23 protein-coding genes and 1 tRNA gene are annotated in these 21,834 nt (G+C 64.3%); 8 read left to right on the top strand and 16 right to left on the bottom strand.

What is annotated here, in order from left to right; genetic code table 11:
- Positions 1-248 (top strand): hypothetical protein (locus tag AAGI46_06370; GenBank protein MEM1011829.1); only part of this gene is annotated, 248 nt, incomplete at its 5' end.
- A 121-nt stretch (positions 249-369) separates the two neighbouring features.
- On the opposite strand, the gene ppk1 is transcribed toward AAGI46_06370, so the two are convergent.
- Positions 370-2,487: a polyphosphate kinase 1 gene (gene ppk1 / locus AAGI46_06365; protein ID MEM1011828.1), complete on the bottom strand. Its 2,118-nt coding sequence runs from the start codon at positions 2,485-2,487 to the stop codon at positions 370-372.
- Positions 2,488-2,774: 287 nt separating this feature from the next.
- On the opposite strand from ppk1, the gene AAGI46_06360 reads away from it, so the two are divergent.
- Positions 2,775-2,846, top strand: a tRNA-Thr gene (locus tag AAGI46_06360).
- Positions 2,847-2,887: 41 nt separating this feature from the next.
- Here AAGI46_06360 and rlmN read toward each other — a convergent pair.
- The gene (rlmN, locus tag AAGI46_06355; protein ID MEM1011827.1) at positions 2,888-4,006 is read right to left on the bottom strand and encodes a 23S rRNA (adenine(2503)-C(2))-methyltransferase RlmN; all 1,119 of its coding nucleotides are present in this window, start codon (positions 4,004-4,006) and stop codon (positions 2,888-2,890) included.
- Between the two features lie 69 nt (positions 4,007-4,075).
- Between rlmN and AAGI46_06350 the strand changes: the two genes are divergently transcribed.
- The 3 genes from AAGI46_06350 to AAGI46_06340 all read left to right on the top strand — a co-directional run bounded on the left by AAGI46_06350 (position 4,076) and on the right by AAGI46_06340 (position 6,569).
- Positions 4,076-4,810 (top strand): RNA polymerase sigma factor, encoded by a 735-nt coding sequence (locus tag AAGI46_06350; protein MEM1011826.1) that lies wholly within the window; start codon positions 4,076-4,078, stop codon positions 4,808-4,810.
- Positions 4,811-4,939: 129 nt separating this feature from the next.
- Positions 4,940-5,284, top strand: coding sequence for a hypothetical protein (locus tag AAGI46_06345; GenBank protein MEM1011825.1), 345 nt, complete (start codon positions 4,940-4,942; stop codon positions 5,282-5,284).
- Positions 5,285-5,477: 193 nt separating this feature from the next.
- Positions 5,478-6,569, top strand: coding sequence for a hypothetical protein (locus AAGI46_06340; GenBank protein MEM1011824.1), 1,092 nt, complete (start codon positions 5,478-5,480; stop codon positions 6,567-6,569).
- Positions 6,570-6,650: 81 nt separating this feature from the next.
- On the opposite strand, the gene AAGI46_06335 is transcribed toward AAGI46_06340, so the two are convergent.
- Complete coding sequence (locus AAGI46_06335; GenBank protein ID MEM1011823.1) at positions 6,651-7,613, bottom strand: L-threonylcarbamoyladenylate synthase; 963 nt, start codon at positions 7,611-7,613, stop codon at positions 6,651-6,653.
- 10 nt (positions 7,614-7,623) lie between these two features.
- Positions 7,624-7,926, bottom strand: a complete 303-nt coding sequence (locus AAGI46_06330) for a DUF2103 domain-containing protein (protein ID MEM1011822.1) — start codon at positions 7,924-7,926, stop codon at positions 7,624-7,626.
- Between the two features lie 21 nt (positions 7,927-7,947).
- Between AAGI46_06330 and AAGI46_06325 the strand changes: the two genes are divergently transcribed.
- On the top strand, positions 7,948-8,409 hold the full coding sequence (locus AAGI46_06325; protein ID MEM1011821.1) for a peroxiredoxin: 462 nt from the start codon (positions 7,948-7,950) through the stop codon (positions 8,407-8,409).
- Positions 8,410-8,418: 9 nt separating this feature from the next.
- On the opposite strand, the gene AAGI46_06320 is transcribed toward AAGI46_06325, so the two are convergent.
- The 5 genes from AAGI46_06320 to AAGI46_06300 all read right to left on the bottom strand — a co-directional run bounded on the left by AAGI46_06320 (position 8,419) and on the right by AAGI46_06300 (position 11,273).
- Positions 8,419-9,138 carry a hypothetical protein gene (locus tag AAGI46_06320; GenBank protein MEM1011820.1) on the bottom strand — a complete coding sequence of 240 codons (720 nt, stop codon included), beginning with the start codon at positions 9,136-9,138 and terminating at the stop codon, positions 8,419-8,421.
- 77 nt (positions 9,139-9,215) lie between these two features.
- Positions 9,216-9,599 carry a nuclear transport factor 2 family protein gene (locus AAGI46_06315; GenBank protein ID MEM1011819.1) on the bottom strand — a complete coding sequence of 128 codons (384 nt, stop codon included), beginning with the start codon at positions 9,597-9,599 and terminating at the stop codon, positions 9,216-9,218.
- A gap of 67 nt (positions 9,600-9,666) precedes the next feature.
- Positions 9,667-9,948 carry a hypothetical protein gene (locus AAGI46_06310; GenBank protein MEM1011818.1) on the bottom strand — a complete coding sequence of 94 codons (282 nt, stop codon included), beginning with the start codon at positions 9,946-9,948 and terminating at the stop codon, positions 9,667-9,669.
- A gap of 3 nt (positions 9,949-9,951) precedes the next feature.
- The gene (locus AAGI46_06305; protein ID MEM1011817.1) at positions 9,952-10,239 is read right to left on the bottom strand and encodes a hypothetical protein; all 288 of its coding nucleotides are present in this window, start codon (positions 10,237-10,239) and stop codon (positions 9,952-9,954) included.
- Positions 10,236-11,273, bottom strand: a complete 1,038-nt coding sequence (locus tag AAGI46_06300) for a tRNA-dihydrouridine synthase family protein (protein ID MEM1011816.1) — start codon at positions 11,271-11,273, stop codon at positions 10,236-10,238. Before AAGI46_06300 ends, AAGI46_06305 begins: the two co-directional genes overlap by 4 nt.
- A gap of 54 nt (positions 11,274-11,327) precedes the next feature.
- On the opposite strand from AAGI46_06300, the gene AAGI46_06295 reads away from it, so the two are divergent.
- Positions 11,328-12,050, top strand: a complete 723-nt coding sequence (locus AAGI46_06295; protein MEM1011815.1) for an SOS response-associated peptidase — start codon at positions 11,328-11,330, stop codon at positions 12,048-12,050.
- Positions 12,051-12,059: 9 nt separating this feature from the next.
- Here the strand turns inward: AAGI46_06295 and AAGI46_06290 are convergent, their stop codons facing one another.
- From AAGI46_06290 to AAGI46_06260, 7 genes are all read right to left on the bottom strand, one after another.
- Complete coding sequence (locus tag AAGI46_06290) at positions 12,060-13,514, bottom strand: S41 family peptidase (GenBank protein ID MEM1011814.1); 1,455 nt, start codon at positions 13,512-13,514, stop codon at positions 12,060-12,062.
- Positions 13,515-13,575: 61 nt separating this feature from the next.
- A complete protein-coding gene (locus AAGI46_06285; protein ID MEM1011813.1) occupies positions 13,576-14,712 on the bottom strand; it encodes an AraC family transcriptional regulator in 1,137 nt (378 codons plus the stop codon).
- 140 nt (positions 14,713-14,852) lie between these two features.
- A complete protein-coding gene (locus AAGI46_06280; GenBank protein ID MEM1011812.1) occupies positions 14,853-15,869 on the bottom strand; it encodes a DUF6607 family protein in 1,017 nt (338 codons plus the stop codon).
- Positions 15,870-15,881: 12 nt separating this feature from the next.
- Positions 15,882-16,781: a type II secretion system protein gene (locus AAGI46_06275; GenBank protein MEM1011811.1), complete on the bottom strand. Its 900-nt coding sequence runs from the start codon at positions 16,779-16,781 to the stop codon at positions 15,882-15,884.
- Positions 16,781-17,452, bottom strand: a complete 672-nt coding sequence (locus AAGI46_06270; GenBank protein ID MEM1011810.1) for a histidine phosphatase family protein — start codon at positions 17,450-17,452, stop codon at positions 16,781-16,783. The genes AAGI46_06275 and AAGI46_06270 overlap by 1 nt, the downstream gene beginning before the upstream one ends.
- A gap of 14 nt (positions 17,453-17,466) precedes the next feature.
- Positions 17,467-18,372, bottom strand: a complete 906-nt coding sequence (locus tag AAGI46_06265; GenBank protein ID MEM1011809.1) for a hypothetical protein — start codon at positions 18,370-18,372, stop codon at positions 17,467-17,469.
- Between the two features lie 47 nt (positions 18,373-18,419).
- The gene (locus AAGI46_06260; GenBank protein ID MEM1011808.1) at positions 18,420-19,136 is read right to left on the bottom strand and encodes a hypothetical protein; all 717 of its coding nucleotides are present in this window, start codon (positions 19,134-19,136) and stop codon (positions 18,420-18,422) included.
- Between the two features lie 246 nt (positions 19,137-19,382).
- Between AAGI46_06260 and AAGI46_06255 the strand changes: the two genes are divergently transcribed.
- The coding region (locus AAGI46_06255) for a hypothetical protein (protein ID MEM1011807.1) at positions 19,383-21,834 on the top strand (2,452 nt) is incomplete at its 3' end.

Below are 21,834 nucleotides of genomic sequence, written 5' to 3'. Positions count from 1 at the left end.
GGCGGCCCATCGGCGTCGACATGTGGATGCCGATCATCGGACTGATCCTGGTCATTGCCCTCTGGCTCAGCACGGCCCTGTGGCAGGTGCCGATGCACAATCGACTCGCGTCGGCTTATGACCCGGAACTCGCGCGTCGACTCGCGACGTCCAACTGGCTCCGGACGATCCTTTGGACGGCTCGCGGAGTGCTCGCAGCTTGGATGATCCACGCACACGTCTCAGTGCTGGTCGACCGGACCAGCTGACGCGCCTGTTCACAGCAGCTGTCTCTGCTTCGCGGTGAGCGGTAGCGAACCTCGTGCACTTCCCGTGAGGTTTGCTGGCGCTCACCGCTTACCCATCAGGGAAGAGGTTGCAAATTCTGCGTCAGCGACGCCGATGCGTCCTCTGCCCTTCGACGGTGCGACGCATGAGCGTTTCCTGCAGCTCGCCACCGGCGGGGTGATCGTCGGTGTCGTTTTCGACAGACGTCCACGTGCCGTCGGGGCCGAGGTGCCAAGCGTGTTCGCTGGCGTCCATAGACAAGTCGAGTAGCTCATCGAGTCGACGCTTGGCCGTCGCGTCTTCGACCGGCGCAACGGCCTCGACGCGATAGTCGAGGTTGCGGACCATCCAGTCCGCACTCCCGATCAGGTGGACCGGGTCGCCGTCGTTGTCGAAACGGAACACGCGGCTGTGTTCCAGGAATCGACCCAGAATGCTGACGACGCGAATGTTCTCGCTCAGCCCCGGTACACCCGGCCGGAGGCAGCAGAAGCCGCGGACGACCAGGTCGATCTTCACGCCTGCCTGTGACGCGCCGTACAGAGCCCGGATGATCTTCTCGTCCTGAAGCTGGTTCATCTTGGCCGTGATCCGTGCGGGCTTTCCGGCGTTCGCATGGTCGATCTCGATCCGGATGTGCTCCAGAAACCGATCACGCATGTTCGTCGGCGCGACGAGCAGCTTGCGGTACGTGCGAGACGCACTTCGGCCGGTGAGTGTGTGAAACAGCTCGATCACGTCGCCCACGAGCGCGTCGTCACACGTGAACAGCCCGATGTCCGTGTAGAGCGCGGCAGTACGCGGGTTGTAGTTGCCTGTCCCGACGTGGACGTACGTGCGAAGACGATCACCTTCCTGCCGCACAGCCATGGCGAGCTTGGTGTGCGTCTTGTACCCGAGGATGCCGTAAACGACGTGGACGCCTGCCTTCTCCAGACGCTGGGCGATCCGGACGTTCCGCTGCTCGTCGAACCGCGCCTTGAGCTCGACGAGCACGGCAACCTGCTTGCCTTCCTCCGCAGCGCGGATGAGTGCTTCGACGAAGGCGCTCTCGCGACTCGTGCGATACAGCGTCATCTTGATCGCCAGCACCGCCGGATCCTCCGCCGCCTCCAGGACGAATCGTTCGACGCTCGCCGTGAAACTCTCGTACGGATGGTGGACCAACACGTCGCCCGCGCGGATCACGCTGAAGACGTCGGCGTCTTCGTCGCTGAAGCGGGGCGGCACCGTCGGCTTCCACGTCTCGAACAGCAGCTCGGGTCGCTCCAGGTCCGCCAACGACATGAGATCGTCCATGTCGATCGGACCCTCGATGACGTAAGTGTCCTCTTCCGCCACGTGGAGCGCACGGCGGATCTTGTCGCGCATTTCTTCGCCCATCGTGTCGGGCGTTTCCAGCCGGACCACGCGGGCCATGCGTCGCTGCCGAAGCTCTTGCTCGACCACGCTCAAGAGGTCGTCTGCGTCCTCCTCGTCGGCCTCGACGTCGGCGTTGCGGGTGACACGGAAGAGGTGCGTCTCCAGGATCTTCATTCCCGGGAACAGCGGCTCCAGATTGCCGCTGATCACGTTCTCGAGGCTGACAAACCGGTCGTCCGCCTCGTGATTGGGTGGAAGCCGAACCCACCGCGGGAGGTTCTCGGGTAGCTTCACGCGGACGAAGCTCTGCTCGCCGGTCGTCGGATGCTCCAGAGATACTCCGAGCGACTTGCTGAGGTTGCTGATGAACGGGAACGGATGCCCGGGATCGACCGCGAGCGGCGTGAGGATCGGGAAGACCTGCTCGTGGAAAAACTGCCGAGCGTGCACTCGGTCCGCGTCGTCCAGTTCCGCCCAGCGGCAGATGCGGATGCCGTGCTGCTTCAGCCCGGGATGGATCGACTCGAACCAGCACCGCATCTGCCGTGCGACGAGCTTCGGCACCTTCTGGTGAATGAGCGTCAGCTGCTCATCAGGCGACAGGCCGTCGATCGTGCGGCTTGTGACGCGGGCGGCACGCTGACGCTGCAGCCCGCCGACGCGTTTCATGAAGAACTCGTCGAGGTTACTGGCGAAGATGGCCAGGAACCGCACGCGCTCCAGCAGCGGGTGTCGCTCGTCTTCCGCCAGCTCGAGGACACGCTCGTTGAAGTCGAGCCAGCTCAGCTCGCGGTTGAAGAACAAGGCCGACCCTTCCTGAGAAGCGTCGGCCTCGATGAGGGGGCTGTCGGTTTGCATCGTCCTCCCGGTCGGATCGCGCACCGCCCGCGCTAGGAGCGTCACGCTCCGACAGCGGTGCTGGATCGACTACTTCTTGCGACGATCGCGGCGGGCTTTACGCTTCTTCGATCCGATCTTTCGGCGGCGGCGCGGCTTTGGCATGGGCTGTACAGGCTCTCGTAGCGGGTCAGTGGCGTGCCACGCCGGACGGCCGACGGGCGGATTGGGAGAGTAGGTCGCGGTCGCACGTGGGTCCATTGCCACGGTTGACACAAGCCCACCGATCGCGAACCATGCCAGCCGCCGCCGAACTAGCTCAACGGCAGAGCACTGCTTTCGTAAAGCAGGGGTTCCGGGTTCAAATCCCGGGTTCGGCTTCTCTCGCGTGACGCTCATAGTCGCGTCGCAGCATCACCATTCAGGCAGACTCAAGCTGCACGAGCTCCGGCACGTCGGCAGCCGTTTTTTTGCGGCGAAGCTGACCGCACGCCGCATCGATGTCGCGCCCGCGGCTTTTGCGGACGTGGGCGTTCACGTTCTGATCCCGCAACAGCTGCTGGAACCGCATCACCCGATCGCCGCTTGGCCGGCGGTAGGGCAGGCCCTCGACTTCGTTGTACCGGAGCAGGTTCACGTTCACCTTGAACCCGCCGTTGCGGCAGATGGCAGCGAGCCGCTTCGCGTGGTGCGGCTCGTCGTTCACGCCTGCCAGCAGAATGTACTCGAACGTCACCTCGCGCCCGGTGGCCTCGAAGTAGTGCCGGCACGCGTCGAGGATATCGCCGAGCTCGAAGTGATCAGCCCACGGGATGATCTCGCGGCGTAGGTGCTCTTCGGGGGCGTGGAGCGACAGGGCGAGATTGATCGGCACTTGCTCGTCGGCGAGCTGTCGCATCCGCTTCGGCACACCGACCGTGCTGAGCGTGATCCGTCGCCACCCCATGCCAAAGCCGTCGTCGTCGTGCAACCGACGCGTCGCCGACAGGACAGGGCCGTAGTTGCTGAGCGGCTCGCCCATGCCCATGAAGACGAGGTTCGTCACACGGCCGACACGATCACCGCGACTCCGCATGGCCCGATTGAGGTGCCACACCTGCTCCAGAATCCTGCCGGCGGTCAGGTTCTGCTTGAGTCCCGCCACGCCGCTCGCGCAGAACCGGCAGCCGACGGGGCACCCGACCTGCGACGAAACGCAGGCGGTGCGACGGTCGCCGTCCGGAATCATGACGCACTCGGCCTCGGCACCGTCGGGCCAGGCGATGAGCAGTTTGTGCGTCCCGTCGCTTGAGACCTGATCCGCGACGATCTCGCCCTTCGAGAGGTCCACCACGTCACCAAGTCGCTCACGCAGGCCACGCGGCAGGTCCGTCATCTCCTCCGGCTCGGCAACGTGACGGTCAAAGACCCACTTGCGAATCTGCTTCGCCCGAAACGCCGGCTGCCCCGCAGAGGCGAAGGCGGACTTCAGTTCGTCCAGCGACGCACCGAAGACGCCGGGTCGAGCTTCGCCGAGAAAATCGGGGGCTTTGGCAACCATTGGGACGGCTCTCCGCGCACGTCAATCTATGGGGCGACCGTGGTGTCGGGCTTCGTATAGTCGCCGCTGATGCACTCAGGCGGGTCCATCTCCAGCACGATGCTCCTCGCGATACCGAGGCGTTCGCCCGCATCGGGCGTCGCCAACGCCAAACCGAGCGATGTCGGCGATGACAGCGACGAGCGACTTCTAGAACGCTATCTCAACGGCGACAACGCAGCGTTCCGCGGGCTCATCAGTCGCTACGAACGCGAGCTGTACGCGTTCCTGGCGCGGTTCCTGGGCGACAGGGCGGCTGCGGAGGACGTGTTTCAAGAGGCCTTCCTGCAGGTGCACCAGAGCGGGCACAGCTTCGACCCGTCGCGACGATTCCGGCCCTGGCTGTTCACGATTGCGGCAAACAAGGCTCGCGACCTCATGCGAAGCCAGGCCCGTCGCCCGGCAAGCCCGCTCGACGCCCAGATCAGCCCCGGCGCCAACGGTGAGGGCGGTACCTTCATTGACCTCATGGCCGCTGACGTCCCGCCGATCGACGAGCCGGCGCGTCGAACGGAGCTCGGCCTGCAGGTCCGCAAGGTGGTCGACGAGATGCCCGATCACCTCCGCGAGATCCTGATGCTCAGCTACTTCCATCAGTTCCCGTACAAGCAAATCGCCGACATTTTGGAGATTCCGCTCGGCACGGTGAAGAGCCGCCTTCACGCGGCTGTGGCGAGCTTTGCCCACGGCTGGCGCGACGAGCACGGCCTGGGCGTCGACGGAACAGCCTCTTCCAACGGCCACGCGACGACAGACGACGACTAGCCACGTCCGAGTTTGCAGGATGTCCGGGTATCGGGCCGATGAATTTCTGAGCCTGCCGAACGTTGCGACAGGGTGGTCGTAGCACGTACGTTGCACCGCCCCGGCGAGCGCCGACAGAAAGGATCGACGATGGACGAGTCCAAGACGAACACGAGCAAGCAGCCTGAGGCGCTGGCTCTGGGTGCGTCAGACGCTCAGGCGGTGGATGCGCTTCTCGACCGGGCCGGCACCATGGACGGTGCGACGCTCGCTGGTGAAGCACCTCGTGTCCAAGCGGCAGGGCAGTTGCTCGGCCTCCTGGACGCGATGCCGGCGCCGATCCCGTCGGACGGTCTCGCCCAGCGTGCGATGGATCGCGTGCTCGAGAGCGGTCCGGCCGGCACGTCGGCCGCAGCGTTGTCGCCGACCCTGTCCAAGCCCTCGGGCTCGGTTGGGCGCACGTTTGCGAACGCGCCCGACGCGCCGCGCGGCTGAGTTATCGCCCCGGTAGCGGATTCCCGGACGGTCTGAACAACAGTGCGATTGTGACTTCGCTCGTTAAGCGATCGGTGTTTCCGTTCGACACGGTTCATGGCTGCCGACACACCGTCGGTTGCCGTGGACCTTTGCGATGACGGAACTCCTCGAAGCTGTTGCTCCTTCCCGCCGTCGTCGCGATCGCCGACGCATGCCGCGTCATGTCGTCGCCAAGGCCTTGCACGAGACGCAGTGGTTGATCGTGAACGCGTCCGAGGCCGACGTTCGGTGTGTCCGTGACGCCCTGGGCGATGCGGGCAATCGCGTTGACCAAACCAAAGCGGCCGAGCTTCACGGCATCCTCGATCACACCGAAGGCCCGGCCGTCGTCGTGGTGGTCCAGTCCTCGGGAACGCGTGCACTCACGGGCCACCAAGTGCCGGCTCCGCTGATCGTCGTCGATACCGAACCGTCACTCGACCGAGCCATCGCCGCCGTGCGGACTGGCGCGGCCGACTACCTGCCCGGCAAGCTGTCCGACATTCCGCGGCTTCGCCAGCGACTCCGGCATGCCGCGATGAAGGCAGCTGTCGACGAGCACAGCGAGCACCGGCTCGCGCGCCTTCGCCGGGCGGTGCATCAGCTCAACATCGCTAGACGCACCGTCAGCCAGCGGGTCGATCTGCTCTGCAACGACTTCATCGACGGCTACGGCGACGTCGCTCGCGAGGTCGAGCACGTGCGGCAAACGTCGCACCTGCGCAAGCTCTTCGACTCCGCCGCCGATCTCGAACAGCTGCTGTGCCATGCGATGGACTGGACGCTTCGTCACGCCGGCGACTGCAACATCGCCATCTTCCTCGACAACGATGCTGGCGAGGCCGAGCTCGCGGCCTACATGAAGCACACCGTGCCCGGCGACGACGACGTGGTCGACTGGCTCCGAGATCACGTGATTCCCCGAGCCGCCAACGGCGTCTCAGCTAAGCCGGTCACCGTCTCGCCCGAAGAGGTCCTGCCCAAGATCGACCCACTCGACGAGGAACAGGTGGCTCTGATGGACCACGCATTCGTGGCCGTCCCGTGCCGCTATCTCGGCGAATCGCTCGGCACGATCCTCGCCTTTCGACGCGACGACGAGCCGCTCAACGACGAGCACGTCCGCCTCCTCGGCCTGGTCGGCGAGACGTTTGCCACCGTCATCACCTCCATCGTCCGCCGCGAGGAAGACGAACTCGCAGACGACGAAGACGATGAGGATGAAGACGACTGGTGGCGCACCGGCGAGGCTGCTCCGTTTTGAGACTCCTCGTTCCGGAATTCAGACAGGCTTCAGTCATCTGAATCACGACTGCATGAGTGAGCCGCCCGCGTCAGCGTGCGCTCAGTCAAGCCTCGACGCAGCCCGACGCAGCCGATCGCGCACGGCTGCCCACTCAGGTTCATCGGGTGGCATTTCGATCCACAGTTCGAGGTCTGTTCCACGAGCGAGCTTCTCCGCTCGGCGAAGGGCGGCGTAGAGCTCGGAGGCGTAACCAACGGCACCCGCGGCGATGCGGAGCGGTGTGGTGTTCTGGATGCCGTGTGTGCGACGCGTGATGAGGAGCACCGGGCGGGATGGGGCAGGGTGGTCGTCGTCGATGAGTCGGACGGGGAGGTTTGGCGCGTAGTGGCGACGATGTTGGCCTGGGGAGCGGGCCGGTTGGTGCTGGTCGGATCCGGGCCTGGCGGCCCGGCGTGGATCGGGTGCGTGGGGTGGTGGTGGTGAGGCGTTGATCGTGATCGAGCCGGGGCGGAGGACGTGTGGGGCACGGCCAGTCAGGTCGACGACGGTCGACTCGATGCCGACGTCGCACGGGCCGCCGTCGAGGATCGGGATCGCGTCGCCGAACTCGTCGCGGACGTGTTGCGCGGTGGTGGGCGAGACGTGCTCGCTGCGGTTGGCCGAGGGCATCGCCAGGCCGAGGACGCCGCGGGCGTGCAGTCGGCGGAGCACGTCGAGCGTCATCGGATGGTCCGGAACGCGAACGGCCACCGTCGGCCCGGCCGCCGTGACGATGTCCGGAACACTCGACGCCTTTGGCAGGACGATGGTGAGCGGCCCGGGCCAGTGTCGCGAAGCCAACTCGTCCGCCGACGTCGGCCAATCGACGACAAGCCGCCTGGCCGCCTCGACGTCGGCCACGTGCACGATCAGCGGATTCGACGCTGGCCGACCCTTGAGCTCGAAGATCCCCCGCACCGCCTGTTCATTCCCCGCGTCCGCCGCCAGCCCGTAGACCGTCTCCGTCGGGAGCGCGACCAACCCGCCACCCATCAACACATCGACGGCCTCTTCAAGCTTCAAGCTTCCTCCTTCAAGCTTTCTGCCCTTTGAGACCCTGCTCGTCGATCCACGTGTCCAGCCACGCCCGCGTCTCGTGCGGCGTGCCGGTGACGACGAAGACCTCCTGGACTGTCCCCGAAATCGACCACATGCACTTGATGCCGCTCTCGGTTTCGTACTGCACCGTCAGCTTCGCTGGGCCTGTGCCGCGACGTCGCTTGATGCGGCCGGGGACGATGCGTGTGACACCCGGGCCGTGCTTGAGGATCGCGTCGCACGTGTCGTCGAGCCCGCGGACCCGTCCGTGCTCGCGTTTGACCCGGCCGTACTTCACGCAGGCAGAATAGGGTGTGCCATGAGCCAAGCCCTCTCCGTCGGCGACACCGCCCCCGACTTCGAACTCATGGCCGACGATCAGTCGACCGTCAAGCTCTCCGATCTATCCGGCAAGACCGTCGTGTTGCTCTTCTACCCGATGGACTTCAGCCCGGTCTGCACTAACGAGCACTGCAGCTTCGGCCCGAAGCTCTCAGAGATCACCGGCGGCAGCGACGACACCAAGGTGTTCGGCGTCAACTGCGACCACCCGTTCGCTCACGCCGAGTTCAAGAAGCAAAACAACATCCCGTATCCGCTCCTGAGCGACACGAGCCGCGAGATGGTCAAGGCCTACGGCATGTTCGCGGGCGAAACGCCCTTCAACTGCGCCGCCCGCGGCACCGTCGTCATCGGCCCCGACGGCAAGATCAAGGCTTACGAGCCGGTCGAGATCCTGACCGAACGCAAGGTCGAAGACCTGGCGAAAATGGCGAGCTGAGTCGCGCCGTCAATTGTCCAGCTCGTCCAAGAGGGCCCGGACCGCGAAAACCGGCACCGCCGCGACGACGAGCCCCGCGGTCACACCCGCGCCGGCTACGACGACAGCAGCGTCGCCTACGAGTGCGATTGGCCACGCGGCGATCCCAACGGTCGCACGAGCGACTTTGTCGCCGCCGGTGGTCTCGAACGTGGTCGGCATCAGGATGAAGTGGTCGAACGTCGACCAGTCCGCTCTTGGGGACGCGTGCGTTGGTCGTGCAGTAGGGGGCGACTTTCCGGGCTTGCCGTAGGCGACGAGGACCACGTCGTCGTTCAAGAGCTCAGCGCGAGAGGCCACCGGTTCGGCGCCAGCCCACGCGGCATCGTCACGAATCGCACGGGCGTTCTGACGAAACTTGCCAACCGCGGCCGCTTGCGACGGTGTCACCCGGTGCACGCCGGCGAGCCGCTGCGCATCTGAGACGTCCGCGAGCCTGATCGCCTCGTCCTGCGTCACCCGCAGATCACTCGGCGGCTCACTCTCAGCAGTCAGCGGCAGATAGACGAAGCGACGCCCGACATCACTCCGCTGCGACAGCACACGAACGCGCGTGATCCGGCAAGGCACGGCGAGCAGCGCACCCTCAGCCGACTCGGCGATCCGCAGCTCCCTGTAGAGCGGACTCGCGTCATTGACGATGCACTTCGTCGCCGACGGCGTGAAACACCCGGTGGCCACAATGGGCATCACGCTCGACAGAGCAAATGCGATGCAACGTGTCGAGCGTGGCCTCACGACCGCAGCCTAACGCGAAGGGAACGCGGTTACTCCGCGTAGAAGAACTCGGCCTTAGTGATCTCGCCGTCCTTCACGGTGTAGAGGCACATCTCTTTGGCCTCGGTGCGTTTGCCAGCCATCGGGCCTTGCTTGGGGGTGTGGTCCATGACCATCGACACGATGAAGCGATCCTCGTGCGGGTAGGGCTCGCCGACGTCGACGTTGTGCACGTCGACGCTCTGTGAGAACTGCTTGTGCGACTCGACGAGCGCTGCCTTGCCCTGGGTGACCTTTGGCATCGGCCCGGGCATCTCGAGCGCTTCGATCTGAACGGCGTCGTCAGCATAGAGCTCCTCGACGGCCTCCATGAATCCGCCGGTCCGGCAGAGTTCGACGAGGCGATTCGCGACGGTCATGGTGTCTTGGCTCATGGTTGCCAGAGCCTAGCAGATTACCAAACTGACACCAAACAGATAAGCCGCCGACAATGCGACGCGGCTAAACGATCTGCACGATCTCGACGGCTTGAATGAACGCAACCTCGAAGTCGATCGCACGGTCGAACTGGTCGTGCTGAAGATCGGCCAGATCCGTCGTGATGATCCAACCTTCCTCCACGACGGCCGACTCGATGACGGTGCCGTCGTGCAGCCCGAGTCGAAGCACGGCCGTGTACTTGCGACGGGGCACGCCTTGATCGACGAGCCACTGACGCCACTGCTCCGGCAGCGGCTTGGCCAGCCGGTTGCGAGCGGGCGTGCGGGAAGGGCGGTGCGACATGGGTCAGCGAAGTCGAAGGACTAGAAGCACCAACGCAGCAGCACCGGCCAACAGGACGAGCGACGCCAGAATCAGCCCCGCCTTCCCCGGCCAGGTCGAGCGTCCCGCCGCACCCGTCGGCAGGGCGACCAATGCCAACGGCAGCGCGACAAGGAACGCCTTCTTCACCGTCGCCGCGTCGGTGGATGAGCCGTACAGCGCCGCGATCGCTGCGAGGATCGAAACGACCAAAGAGACGCGTCCCGCCAGCCTCGGCGAGGGTGGCGGTGTCGGATCGACCAACTGTCTCACGAGCAGCCTCCGTCGTTCACCTCGTCCACTGCGTCGCGCTCGGGCCAGACGCCCTCGCCGCCGGCTGAGTAGAAGTCGCCCACGACACCTCGCCAATCGGCCAGCGACCTCACGCCGATGAAGGCCTGCTTCACCTCATCTCTCCGTGGATGAAAACGGGCGTACTTGATGCCGATCTTCCGCATCCGGCGTCCGGCCAGCGACTCGCCGTGGATTGCCACCGCCTCGTCGAAGTGCTCAAGTAGGGCGTCTCGCTGTTCGTCAATCGTCGGTGGTGAGATCGGCTTCTCTTGCCGCAGTCGCTCCGCGTCGCGGAAGATCCACGGGTTGCCAATGGCCCCGCGCGCGATCCAGACGCCGTCGACGCCGGTCTCATTCAACATGTCGGCCGCGTCCTCGGCGGTGAAGACGTCGCCGCTGCCCCAGACGAACCAGTCCGGAAACCGCTGCTTCACATCCTTAAGGAACGGCCTTCGGCTCCGGCCCGCATACTTCTGCTCGACCGTCCGACCGTGCACACGCACCGCCACGTAGCCGAGGTCATGGGCCGCTTCGCAGAGCCGCCAGAATCGATCTTCTGCCTCGGCCGAGTCGTCGAAGCCGCGGCGGAGCGAGACCGAAAGCGGGTGATCCGGCAGCCGATCGCGCGTCGCCCGCAAGACGTCAACGCCCACGCCGTCGTCCTTGAGCATCCACCCACCGCGAGCCTTGTTCTTCACCTTCTTGACCGGACACGCGAAGTTCAGATCGACGACGTCGTAGCCGTGGTCCGCCAGGATCGCCCCGGCCGCGGCGACCTCGTCGGGCTCGCTGCCCATGACTTGGCCGGCTACTGGATGATCCTCGTCGTTGACGTCGATCGAGTTGGTTAAACCCTTGCCGCCACCGAGCAGGACGCGGTCGAGGATGGCCTCGGTGACGGCGTACGGGCAGCCGCGACGCCGCGCGACCAGCCGCATCGCCCGATCGCTGTACCCTGCAAGCCCGGCCTGCATGAAAGGCGTCGGAAAGTCGATGCAGTCGCCCAGCAGCATGCCATCAGAACGATAAGTCCGATCGCCAGTCACGTCGCGGCATTAGACTCGCCCATGTGCGGGCGGATGTATCTGAGCGATCCCAAGGGCTTCATCGGCCGCAACGGCTGGGCGGTCGGTTTGCCGACGCAGGGCGAGCTGTTCGAGGAGGTGCAGCGGCCTCGGTACAACATCGCGCCACTGCAGCAGCTGCTCGCGATCCGCAATGACGGCGATCGCCCGATCTTCGACAGCATGCGATGGGGCCTGGTGCCGTCGTGGAGCAGAACCGATGAACACGCGGCGAAGCTGATCAACGCGCGCAGCGAAACGGTTGGCGAGAAGCCGAGCTTTCGCGATGCACTGGCACGACGACGATGCCTCATCGTGGCCGACGGCTTTTACGAGTGGCAGAAGCTGACCGGCCCGGGCAACCAGACGCAGCCGCACGCCGTCGCTGGCGAGTCGGGCGCACCGCTCACGTTCGCGGGCCTGTGGGAATCGTGGGTCGACCCGACGACACGGCGTCCACTCCTCACCGCCACCGTCTGCACGCGAGCTGCGGACGCCCAGATTGCGCACCTGCACCATCGCATGGCCGTCGTGGTGCCGAAAGATCAGTGGTCGACGTGGCTAGACCCAGCCGCCTCCGCCCAGACCGCCGCCGAGATTCTTCTGGCGGTTCCGGCTCCCACATTCAAAACCTGGCCCGTCTCGAAGCGTGTCGGGGCGGTTCGCAACGACGACGCCTCGCTGCTCGATCCGGTCGAGTTGGGACCCGAGTCGCTGTTCGACTGATCGGCCGGCTCACTTGTCGTGAAGTGCGATCGCAGCATTGAGCACCGTGTCGGTGCCGGCAAGCCAGTCGTCGAAGGTCGGCTCGACCACGATGTCGGGCGTCACGCCCATGCCGGGCTCGGGGTGGTCGACGTTGACCCAGGAACGGATCACCGGGACACGAACCGTGACGTCGCTGTGCGGCAAATCGACAAACAGCATGATGCCGGCCGTCGGGCCTTCGGCGCTCCCGCCGGTGGGTTGGCCGACGACGGTTGCTCCGTAACGCTCCTGCAGCAGGGCGATCAGGATCGTCGCGCCCGATGCGTTGGCGGCGCTGGAGAGGACGGTCAGCCTGCCGTCGAAGCGGTTGGTCTTGGCCTCGACCGGCGCAGCAGCCTGGCCTGGAACGTTGACCTCGAAGTAACCGTTGCCGACGTCTCGGAAGAACTCTTCAGGCAGATTCATCGCGGCCTTGTCCCACGTGCGAACAAAGGGCTCCAGGTCGCCCAGCCGCTTGGCCCGCACCCATGGCGGACGTTTTCCGACCGGGACCGGGCTGTCGGTGAGGTACGCGGTCAGCGTGGCCGGGACATCGTCGGACCCGCCGCCGCAGTTGCGAAGGTCGAGGATCAGGTGGTCGATGTCGTTCTTGGCAATCTGGTCGAAGATCGGATCGAAAACGGTTGCCGGGGCCACCGGCTGTCGATAGTTGACAAACGTCCCGATAGACAGCGACGCGGTCTCGCCATCGATCACGTCGAACGTCACCGTCTCCGGGAAGTTGAACGAGCGTCGACCACCCGTCGCAAGGACGCGATACTCGCCGTAGGTGATCGGAGCCAGCGTGTGCGTCTCCATGTCGCCCGCCGTAGTGCGCACTTCAAGCGTCCACTCGGTCGGCCAGCCGTAGAGAAACGGCCAGAAGTGGTCGACCGCATCGCCGAGGTACTCGCTCGAATACTCCATCTCGACGCGGGCAGTCGAGTCGGTGAAGCCGTCGACGCTGACGTACCGCTGCACGTCGGCAAGCACCCGCCCAGTCGGTTTGCCGTTGATCGAAACGATCTCATCCCCACGCTCCAGCGGCGATCCCTCGGCCGCATTGGCGACATGCATCCGCCCGGCGAAGAGCTTGAACGTGAAGGGCAGGTACGTCGGTGTCTCGTTGCGATAGTCGATGATTGCCTGCGGCAGCTCGGCTTTGGTGTGATCGCACCGCATCCGCGAGAGAATCAGTGACGTTCGGCGGTACAGCTCCATGTCTGTCATCCCGTCGGCGGCTTCGCGTTCGAGGTCGTCGAACATCGCGTCCATCGCCTCGGCACTCGTGTACCGGCCGTAACCGGCGTGCAGACGCTCGATCGACGCGCGGAAGATTCGCACGTCTTCGGCAGCCTGATCGGGTGCGAGGGCTCGGGCTTCGTAGCCGAGCGTGTGGGTCGCCAGGACGAGCGTGGAGAGCAGCGGGACGAGGAATTGCATGGGCCGAATCATGTCGCCCGGGCGCATTGAGTCGCACCAATTCGCGTGTGGGACGCGATTTTCATGATCTGGCACGTGCCAGATCGGTGTCCTCGATTCCGACACCCTGGTCACGACGCCACTGGCTGGGCGTCTTGCCCGTGAGCTTGCGGAAGGAGCGGTTGAAGCTCGTTTTGCTGTTGAAGCCGCAGGCGAACGCAATGTCCAGCATCGTCGCCGAATCGTCGGGATCGGCGAGCCGTCGCTGGACTGCCTCGACACGCAGGCCGTTGATGAAGTCGTTGAAGTTGACGCCGAGCCCCTCGTTGATCGTCCGAGACAGGGACCACGTGTTCGTGCTGAGGTGCTCGGCGAGGACGTCCAATGTCAGGTCGGGGTCGAGGTGCCACTGCTCAGAAATCACGCGACGGCGTACCTCAGCAGCGCGTGACGACCAGTCGACCGATGCCGCCTCGTTGTGATTGGCGGGAGCGGGCAACGCGTTCATTGGCGGCCACGCGAGCGAGGACCGGTGGTAACCCGCAAGCGCAAACGCGTATGCCAGCACGGCAGCCGTCAGATCGAGCCAGAAGAAGGCTCCGTAACCCAGGCGACGGACGAGCAGGTCGAACGCGAGAAAGCCGGCCCAAGTTGCGAAGCCAACAGCTGTGAGAATCAGGAACCACCGCAGCCAGCCGAGGTCGTAGTTCGCGCTGTCGCTCACACTCGAAGGAGCCCAAGCCGAATACCGCCTCACGAGTGCAAATGTCACGATCCAGTACGCAATGCCCGAAACGACCGAGAGCACCCGTTCGACGTCCAGCACCCACGGCCAATGCACGGAACGTGCAAACTGCAGTTTCAGGTCCAAAGGCAAGCAGAACGCGACGGTGTAGTAGCCCAACTGCACTGCGAGAGGCAGCAGATGCAGCCAGGCACGATCTGCATCACGACGCACCAGACGTCTCGCATACAGCCAAATCGCCGGTCCAAAGCCAAGGGCAACGCTCGTCGGCAGGAACGTCAGCCAGCGGTAGCGGTCGTACGCCCCGGCGAAACCGATTGTGCTCGGCACGAGGGAGACCGCGACCAACACCAGCAGCAACGCGAGATACCGATTTGCTGCTCGATTCTGACGCACACGCAGCAGCAACCCCGCAAAGAGAAGGCCGTGCCCGATCGCGATAAGGAGGGCGACGCTGCGTGGCTCGAACTGCATTCGCTGGGGATGATTGGACGAGTCCGCCAAGGAGTCCGCTGACGCGCCACGGCAACGAAGCGGCGTGGCTGCAGAAACTGCAGCCACGCCGGGAGACCAGTTCGAAGTTGTCCGCTTGTTTCAGTCAGCAGCGCCGCGCGTCACTCGGCGGCAGAGGCGGACTGCTGACGCGTCGCGTCAAACGCGGCAAGCGTTTCCGTGATGAAGACTTCGACCTCCGCCTCGTCGTACGCCGTGTCACCATCGGCGATGTCCGCGGCGTAGATGAACATGTGCTGCCACAGGGTCTTGTCGTCGACCTTCTTCTTCAGCGCGACAGTCCCTTCGACGTCGAGCTTGTCGGACCACGCCTCGCGGACATCGGCCCAGAAGCTGGACGTCGAGTCCCAGTACTCGCGGCCGGCGCTGAAGTCATGCGTCTGGCCATCGGCGATGCCCTCGCCCATGCGGTCGTAGATGTTCAGGCCGACCTCACGCACCAGAACCTTGTCGATGCTGCCGTCATCGGCGAGCACGATCTTGCTGTTGTCCTGCTCGTGCACCCAGCCGGTGGGCGTGAGCGTGTGGCGGTTGACGCAGCCCATGACTTGGTAGTCACTGCGCACCGTCCGCTCGCGGCGGGGCAGTGGACGCCACGTCTCTTCGCTCTCCCAGGCACTCACGCCGCCCTCGTGCGTCCACTCGCCGATGCCTTCGTAGCGAGGCGAATCATCGACCTGGTAGACGAACTGCGTCCACTTGCCGGCGGTCTCTTCCGCAGAGAGTGCCCGCGTTTCCCAAGTGTTGTCGCCTTTGAACGTGGTCAGGTGCGAGTCCTCGTAGACCCACGCCTGACGCCAGTGCTTGACGACCATCGACTCGTCACCCTTGCCCATGACCAGCACGTGCTGCATGTCGATGACGTTGCCCTCGTCGCTAATGACTTCGACGAATTCGGTCGCGCCGGACGTCTTGGGCGGGAAGAACTCGTAGCCGGCGACCAGCGGAACCGTCTCCATGAATTGGAAACTCACCTTGTACTCGCCGGCCATCGCGAGGATGGCTTGGCGGTCTTTTTCGAGCTTGGTCTTGGCGTCGGCGTGGCTGTCGGCCTCCGCGAGTGCCAGAGGCGTGAAGGCAGCGAGCGTCGCAATCGAAACGGTGAGCGGGAGCTTCATGGGTGCAGTCTATCAGGGGACAAAGTCGTAGGTTTCGGAATCGGCCCAGTTGGCCCAGAGCCGCATGTCGGTCAGCTCGTCGGGGAACCGGCTTTCGGCGTGTCCATCAAAAAAGCCAACCGCGGCACCTTTACCGAACCGGCCTTCGGGAACGCCAATGGCTCGGAAGCCGACCACCTTGATGGTGTCTCGCCCACCCTCTGGATCGGGCTCAAGCTCCCAGAGCTGGCCGTTCGAAATCGGGCCGTGAACGTTGTTGTAGCCGTCGCCGCTGGAAAACGGACCGCCACGCAGCTTCGCATCGGCGAACACGATCAGACTCGACGGCTCGCGGACCTCTGTCTCGCGGAAGACGACGTGGCGATTAACATTCGGCGTCATGAACGACGGCCCATCCGGACCGCCGCCGGCGATATACTTCGAGTTGCTTGAGAAGTCGAAAGATGCCTTGCCAAGGTTGACGAAACCTCGCTCGCGGAAGTCGCCAGAGCCGCCGACGAATACTGCGTTGATGCCGTAGGTCGGAGCGACGCCGAGGTCGTAAACGGCTGACGGGTTGTCCGGATCAGGGAAGTAGCGGCCGCTGTAGACGATCTCCCAGACATCTTCGAGGTACGCGACCAGCCGGATCGGGTAACGACGGGCTTCCAGGCCAGCCCAGGTGAACCCCTCGAACTCGGTCTGGAAGGGCTCGCCCTCCAACTCGTCCGGCGGGTAGGCAAGCGGCACACGCCCTTCGTGCTCGAGCCGGTAGAACTGGTGTGCCACGAGCAGTTGACGCACATCGCTCAGTGCCCGCACCTGACTGGCCGAAGCCCTGGCGTTGCCAAGGACTGGCAGCAGGATGCCAACGAGCAGGGCGATGATCCCGATGACGACGAGAAGTTCGACCAGTGTAAAACCGCGTCTCATTATTCGACCTCCATGGCTAACTCGGTCCATCGCTCGCTCGGCAAGCGAGCAACCACTTCGAACGTCGTGCCCGTCGGCTTCAGTACGTAAGCGACACCTTGAGGATCGGGGTAAATCCCGGAGATCGCCTCGAACGGATCGTCGTGCCCGACGATGACCGTGTTGAGCCCATCTTCCGGCACAGCAACAACGAGCGGCAACACCCGATCGCGGACGACTCGGATCTGCTCGTCGGTATAGTCCTCGGCAGGCCAGAAGTTGAGAGCGGCGTTCTTCTCGTACCGGCCGAAGGCAAGGTCTGCCGTCTGCCAGGCACGGAAGTACTCGCTGCTGATGACATTGCCGACGGGAATGCCGAGGGCACGGAACGCCTCACCGATGCCCTTGGCCTGATGCCAGCCCTTTTCGCTCAGGACGCGCTGGGTGCTGCCGTCGTTGACGTCGGCGGTCACCTGATCGGCGTAGTCCTTTTCCGTCTGGGCGTGGCGGAAGTAGATGACGAAGCCGCCCGAACGGAGGGAGTTGACGAGCTCCGATCCGTCCAGACGGTTCTTGAACGTGTCATTCGCCAATTCGGCAGGTGAACGCTCGTCCGCCGAGGCCACCTGCGGTGCGGCGAACGCAATCGCTGAAGCGGTCAAAAACAAGACAGAAGCAATCCGTCGAGTCATCGAACTGAGTCCCTTCAGCGGCGGCGGCGAAGCAGGGTAAGACCTGCCAGCGACACGATCGATGCGGTCGCCGGCTCAGGCACGACAGAAGCGTACCAAGCGTCGAGCGCCGCGACATCGCTCGGAGCCGACGAGCCGAAGTTGGCCCGAAGGATGCCGAAGTCGGCTAGGTCAACCGTCGCATCGCCATTGAAGTCGGCCAGGCGGAACTGTGGGATCGGGAAGTCCCCGGCCGACAGGCCGAAGTTCGCTCGCAGAATCCCAAAGTCGGCCAGGTCGACCGTGCCGTCCAGATTTGCGTCGCCCGGAAGGGCAAACGCATCGGGAAGCGGCTCAGCCGCGGGAGCGGCACCGGTGAAGGTGTCGATCCGAAGCCGGTCGAACGCCAGCGACGACGAGGCCGCCTCCATTAGGAAGCGATACTCGCCGACATCGGACGGAACCTCGAATCGGAAGTACCACGCCTGCTCGACGCCCTGGCGGTCGCCCTCGGTCAATAGCACTTGCTCAACAGGCAGGTACACGTTGTCCGAGTCGTCGCTCACCGTGACATCTGCGGCGACCGGCACGTAGCCGAACGTTGAGGTCTGGACGATGAACGTCGTCGTTCCACCCGCGAGCGTCGGCACGGGTACATCGGCGGCCGGGAACACCTCGGCGCTGAACGTGTAAATGCTGGCCGAGCCCGTGATGAACGAACCGTTCATTGGAGCGTTGGCGTCGAAGGCCGTCGCTTGCCCTTGATCGTTGGAGTCAAGGACATCGGGCGCGTTCCCGATGGGGCTCGTGAAGATATCCCACTCCTGAGCCGTCGTGTTGGCGTCGCCAACCGACCATGTTGACGGCGCGACAAAGACGGCCGAGGCGGAAGCGGTGCCAAGTGCGACAGCCGCGGTTGCAGAGAGAAACGTGTGGGTCATTTCGAGACGAGAGGAGAAACTGCAAGGAAAGGGAAGCTGAACCCGGCTCAACGTCGACGACGCAGGCCGATGAGCCCGGCCACCGCGACCAGCGACGCCGTTGCCGGCTCAGGAACCGTGATGACGAGCTGCGGCGCGACGTCGGTCGGCAGCAGGCCAGTGAATGACGAGTTGACGAACGCCACCGCAGCTTCAGTCTGGTCGAGCAGGGCGCTCGAGCCGATCGTGAAGTCGAAGGTCGCGCCGGCGTCGGCGATCCATGTGTTGATCAGGCCGGTGACATCGAACTCGACGAGGCCAAGGCTGGTGATCGACTCCGTCGCGACAATGCTCGACGTGGTGATCTGAGCGTCACGGAAGGCAAAGACCGTCGATGCGTCAGCAAGATCGACCGTGGCCAGCGGGTCGGCAGTGAGGCTGTGCAGCGAGATCACCGCAGGGTCACCAACCGAAGCCTCCGGCAAGCCAAAGCCTGGCGCGACGGTCGTCGAGCGGAAGACCGCCGACTGCACCGGGCCGGAGAAGGCCGACGGATCGAAGTCGAACGAGAAGTAGGCGGTCTCGCCATTGACGCCGAACACGGGGTTCGAGGTTGCGCGGTTGGTCGCGCGAGTGCTGTTGTCTTCCTGCCCACGAAGGAAATCCGGGCCGAAGAAGAATCCGCTGGACATGTAGTCCTGGTCTACATCGAGCGTGACGACCTGCGCGGTCGCGGGGACGGCCAGGGCCAGGGCGGCGAACGACGAAATCAACTGCATCTTCATGTCTCTCTCCAGAGGCTGAAAGGGTTGTGCATCTGCCCGTCGCCGAGTTGCGACGTGGTCTCATTCGCAGGTTATCCGGGCACTGGAACAAGTCAACGAATTTCCGACCCGCCCACGTGCTTTCACTTTCTTTGCGCTATCACGCCGTCCGCACGGTCCCAATCGCGCTGCTTCACTCTGTCCGTTCCTCTCGCTCGCACCGGAATTCGCTTGCGTCGCCGCTCAACGACCATCAATCTGCCAGGCGTGAATGCATCTCCGATTTCCAAGGCGGCCGCGCTGGTGGCAACGAGCCTCGTCCTGAGTGCGCCGGCCTCCGGCCAGACGTCCTTTGGCCAATTCTTCGCCGGGCACAGCTCGACGGACCCGAACCTGGAGCCTTTGGAGCTCGGCCGCGTCGCCTACGCCGACGTCGAGACCTGGGTCGGCGACGTCACGCCGAGCGACACGAACGAGTTCCCGGTGTTCCTCGGCACGACCAGCAGCTACGGCTACTCCGGTCCGTGGCGCGTCCACCTCGGTGACTTCGTCCAGCAGGTGACAAACGGGCCGGACCGCATGATTCCGAAGGTGGAGATCACGGAGCCGGCGTTGCACTTCGCCGCGGGCGATTTCACGCTCGACCTGGATCCTTACGTGCCAGCTGGGTCGATCGATCCATTCGCCGATGGAGCCTCGGGCAACGAGTCAGTCGAGTTGTCCACTCTGCGTCTGTTTGACTTCGATAGCCCAACGCACGCAACGCTGACGGGGACCGGAACGTACCGAGTCGGTTGGCAGATTAGCGTCGGGGAGATCGACTCGACCGTCACGAACCCTTTCGGATCCCGCCTCGACGTCACCGGAGTTGGCACGGTCGTGGAGGTGGGCAATGGGAACGTTGTCGTCAGCCGTCAGACCTTTGCCGAAATGAACATCCTCAACGGCGCTCGTGTCACGACTTCATTTACCCCATCTCTGAGCGATTATGGTTTGGTCGTCGGCGTACCGTTCAACGTCGAGCCCTTTGATGGCGCTGGAGGGCAGGTAACGGTCGATGGCTTTGGCACTTTTCTTAGAACGCGAGCCGGCGTGTTTGGGCCGGTCGCCTCGTCGTTGGAAGTCAAGAATAGGGGCGAACTGCAAGGCAGCTTTGTGGTGTGGAACGCATCCGACGCCATCTCGGAAGTGCGCTTCGAATCGGGAGCCTCCTTCACCTCACCCAGTCCGAGTGATTTCTCAACTGGCGAGGTCGGTCGCAACGGTCGACTCGTCGTCCACGGACTCGATACGACATTCGCCTCCGACACGACACCGGCTGACTTGACCCTCGACGCCATCAGGGCGTCAGGGCCGATTGAAGGCCCCGGAAACGCTGAGGCCATCTTTTCCAGCCAGTCGACCTCATGGCTTCGACAACTGGCCGTCACCACTAACGAGGAGTCGGGAGACTCAACCGTGGTCGTCGAGACCGGCGCGACGGTCCATGTGACTGACGACGAGGATCCGCTGTTGATCGCCGGAATCAAGTCGCGTGTGGCCGCCCGGACTGGAGGCGTTTTCGAAGCCAATGACGTGCAGCTTGTAGACGGCGGACGCATCGAAGCCAGTGGTGCCGGCTCTCGCGTGACGGCCAAGTTCATCGAAGACGAGTTGGACTTCGATGTCACGCCGTCGGACCGGCCCGCGATCACGGTCGCTGATGGCGGGCGAGTCGAAGCCGACGACATCTTTCTCTGGGAGGGAGCCAACTTCTTCGATGTTCGGGGTTCGGGAAGTCAACTTGTCGCAGACCGTTGGATTTTGTTGACTAACGAGTTTCGCACCGACGGCAAAGCTAATGTCAGCGACTCCGGTACAGTTCGAGCGAGGGCTCTGGTCATGGGCGGCGTGCCGAACGCAAATGGCACAAGACAGTCGACCATGAATGTCGATACAGGCGGGACTGTCTTTACCGACGGTCTTGGTTTAGATGAACAGGCCACCTTCAACGTTCATGACGGTGGCCGGGTCTTCGCTACGGGCGACAACGGCTTTCTAGTCATCATCAACAGCTTCACCACTGGTGACAGTCTGCTTCACGTCGACGGCCCGAGCTCTTTGGTCGACTTCGATGCCGACGCCTTCGTCGGCTTCAGTGACGGTTCCGCCGCAACGCTCCGCGCCACCAATGGCGGCAGGGCGGAGCTGCTCGATCTGACCGTCAACGCGCTCGGGCGCATCGAGACCGACACCGGCGGGCGGATCATCGTCGGCGACCCGTCGCTCGCGGCCGATGTCGATGGCTTCGTCGTCGTGCCGGGCGGCATCGCACGGCTTCGCGGGACCGTCGTCGGTAACGCCACCCTCGGTGGCACGGTCGAGTTGTTCGACGATTCACCGCTCACCGTCGTCGGCGATGCCTCGCTCGGCGGCGAACTGGTCCTCAACGTCGCAGACACTGGGACTGCCGAGCTGTACCAGTCACTCAGTCTGCTCGTCGCGACGAGCCTCGATGGCACGTTCGACACCGTCACCGGTCCGCTGGTCGACGGCGTCGCCTTCGCTGTCACCCACGACGCGGCAGAAGTCCTGGTCACGCCGGCCTTCTTTGGCGATGCCGATCTCGATGGCGACGTGGACCTCGCCGACTTCGGGATCCTGCGGGCAGGCTTCGGCGAGGCGGGCACGTGGGTCGATGCCGACTTCGACCAAGACGGCGACGTCGATCTCGCGGACT

Source organism: Planctomycetota bacterium (assembly GCA_038746835.1).
Lineage (GTDB): Bacteria > Planctomycetota > Phycisphaerae > Tepidisphaerales > Tepidisphaeraceae > JBCDKH01.
The sequence above is the reverse complement of the archived record's forward strand: the minus strand, read 5'-3'. Positions and strand labels throughout refer to the sequence as shown.

Excerpts from the sequence above, each read along its gene's own strand:
- ppk1 (MEM1011828.1), bottom strand. The coding sequence starts at position 2,487 with ATGCAAACCGACAGCCCCCTCATCGAGGCCGACGCTTCTCAGGAAGGG.
- rlmN (MEM1011827.1), bottom strand. The coding sequence starts at position 4,006 with ATGGTTGCCAAAGCCCCCGATTTTCTCGGCGAAGCTCGACCCGGCGTC.
- AAGI46_06350 (MEM1011826.1), top strand. The coding sequence starts at position 4,076 with ATGCACTCAGGCGGGTCCATCTCCAGCACGATGCTCCTCGCGATACCG.
- AAGI46_06345 (MEM1011825.1), top strand. The coding sequence starts at position 4,940 with ATGGACGAGTCCAAGACGAACACGAGCAAGCAGCCTGAGGCGCTGGCT.
- AAGI46_06340 (MEM1011824.1), top strand. The coding sequence starts at position 5,478 with ATGCCGCGTCATGTCGTCGCCAAGGCCTTGCACGAGACGCAGTGGTTG.
- AAGI46_06325 (MEM1011821.1), top strand. The coding sequence starts at position 7,948 with ATGAGCCAAGCCCTCTCCGTCGGCGACACCGCCCCCGACTTCGAACTC.
- AAGI46_06320 (MEM1011820.1), bottom strand. The coding sequence starts at position 9,138 with ATGCCCATTGTGGCCACCGGGTGTTTCACGCCGTCGGCGACGAAGTGC.
- AAGI46_06315 (MEM1011819.1), bottom strand. The coding sequence starts at position 9,599 with ATGAGCCAAGACACCATGACCGTCGCGAATCGCCTCGTCGAACTCTGC.
- AAGI46_06310 (MEM1011818.1), bottom strand. The coding sequence starts at position 9,948 with ATGTCGCACCGCCCTTCCCGCACGCCCGCTCGCAACCGGCTGGCCAAG.
- AAGI46_06300 (MEM1011816.1), bottom strand. The coding sequence starts at position 11,273 with ATGCTGCTGGGCGACTGCATCGACTTTCCGACGCCTTTCATGCAGGCC.
- AAGI46_06295 (MEM1011815.1), top strand. The coding sequence starts at position 11,328 with ATGTGCGGGCGGATGTATCTGAGCGATCCCAAGGGCTTCATCGGCCGC.
- AAGI46_06290 (MEM1011814.1), bottom strand. The coding sequence starts at position 13,514 with ATGCAATTCCTCGTCCCGCTGCTCTCCACGCTCGTCCTGGCGACCCAC.
- AAGI46_06285 (MEM1011813.1), bottom strand. The coding sequence starts at position 14,712 with ATGCAGTTCGAGCCACGCAGCGTCGCCCTCCTTATCGCGATCGGGCAC.
- AAGI46_06280 (MEM1011812.1), bottom strand. The coding sequence starts at position 15,869 with ATGAAGCTCCCGCTCACCGTTTCGATTGCGACGCTCGCTGCCTTCACG.
- AAGI46_06275 (MEM1011811.1), bottom strand. The coding sequence starts at position 16,781 with ATGAGACGCGGTTTTACACTGGTCGAACTTCTCGTCGTCATCGGGATC.
- AAGI46_06270 (MEM1011810.1), bottom strand. The coding sequence starts at position 17,452 with ATGACTCGACGGATTGCTTCTGTCTTGTTTTTGACCGCTTCAGCGATT.
- AAGI46_06265 (MEM1011809.1), bottom strand. The coding sequence starts at position 18,372 with ATGACCCACACGTTTCTCTCTGCAACCGCGGCTGTCGCACTTGGCACC.
- AAGI46_06260 (MEM1011808.1), bottom strand. The coding sequence starts at position 19,136 with ATGAAGATGCAGTTGATTTCGTCGTTCGCCGCCCTGGCCCTGGCCGTC.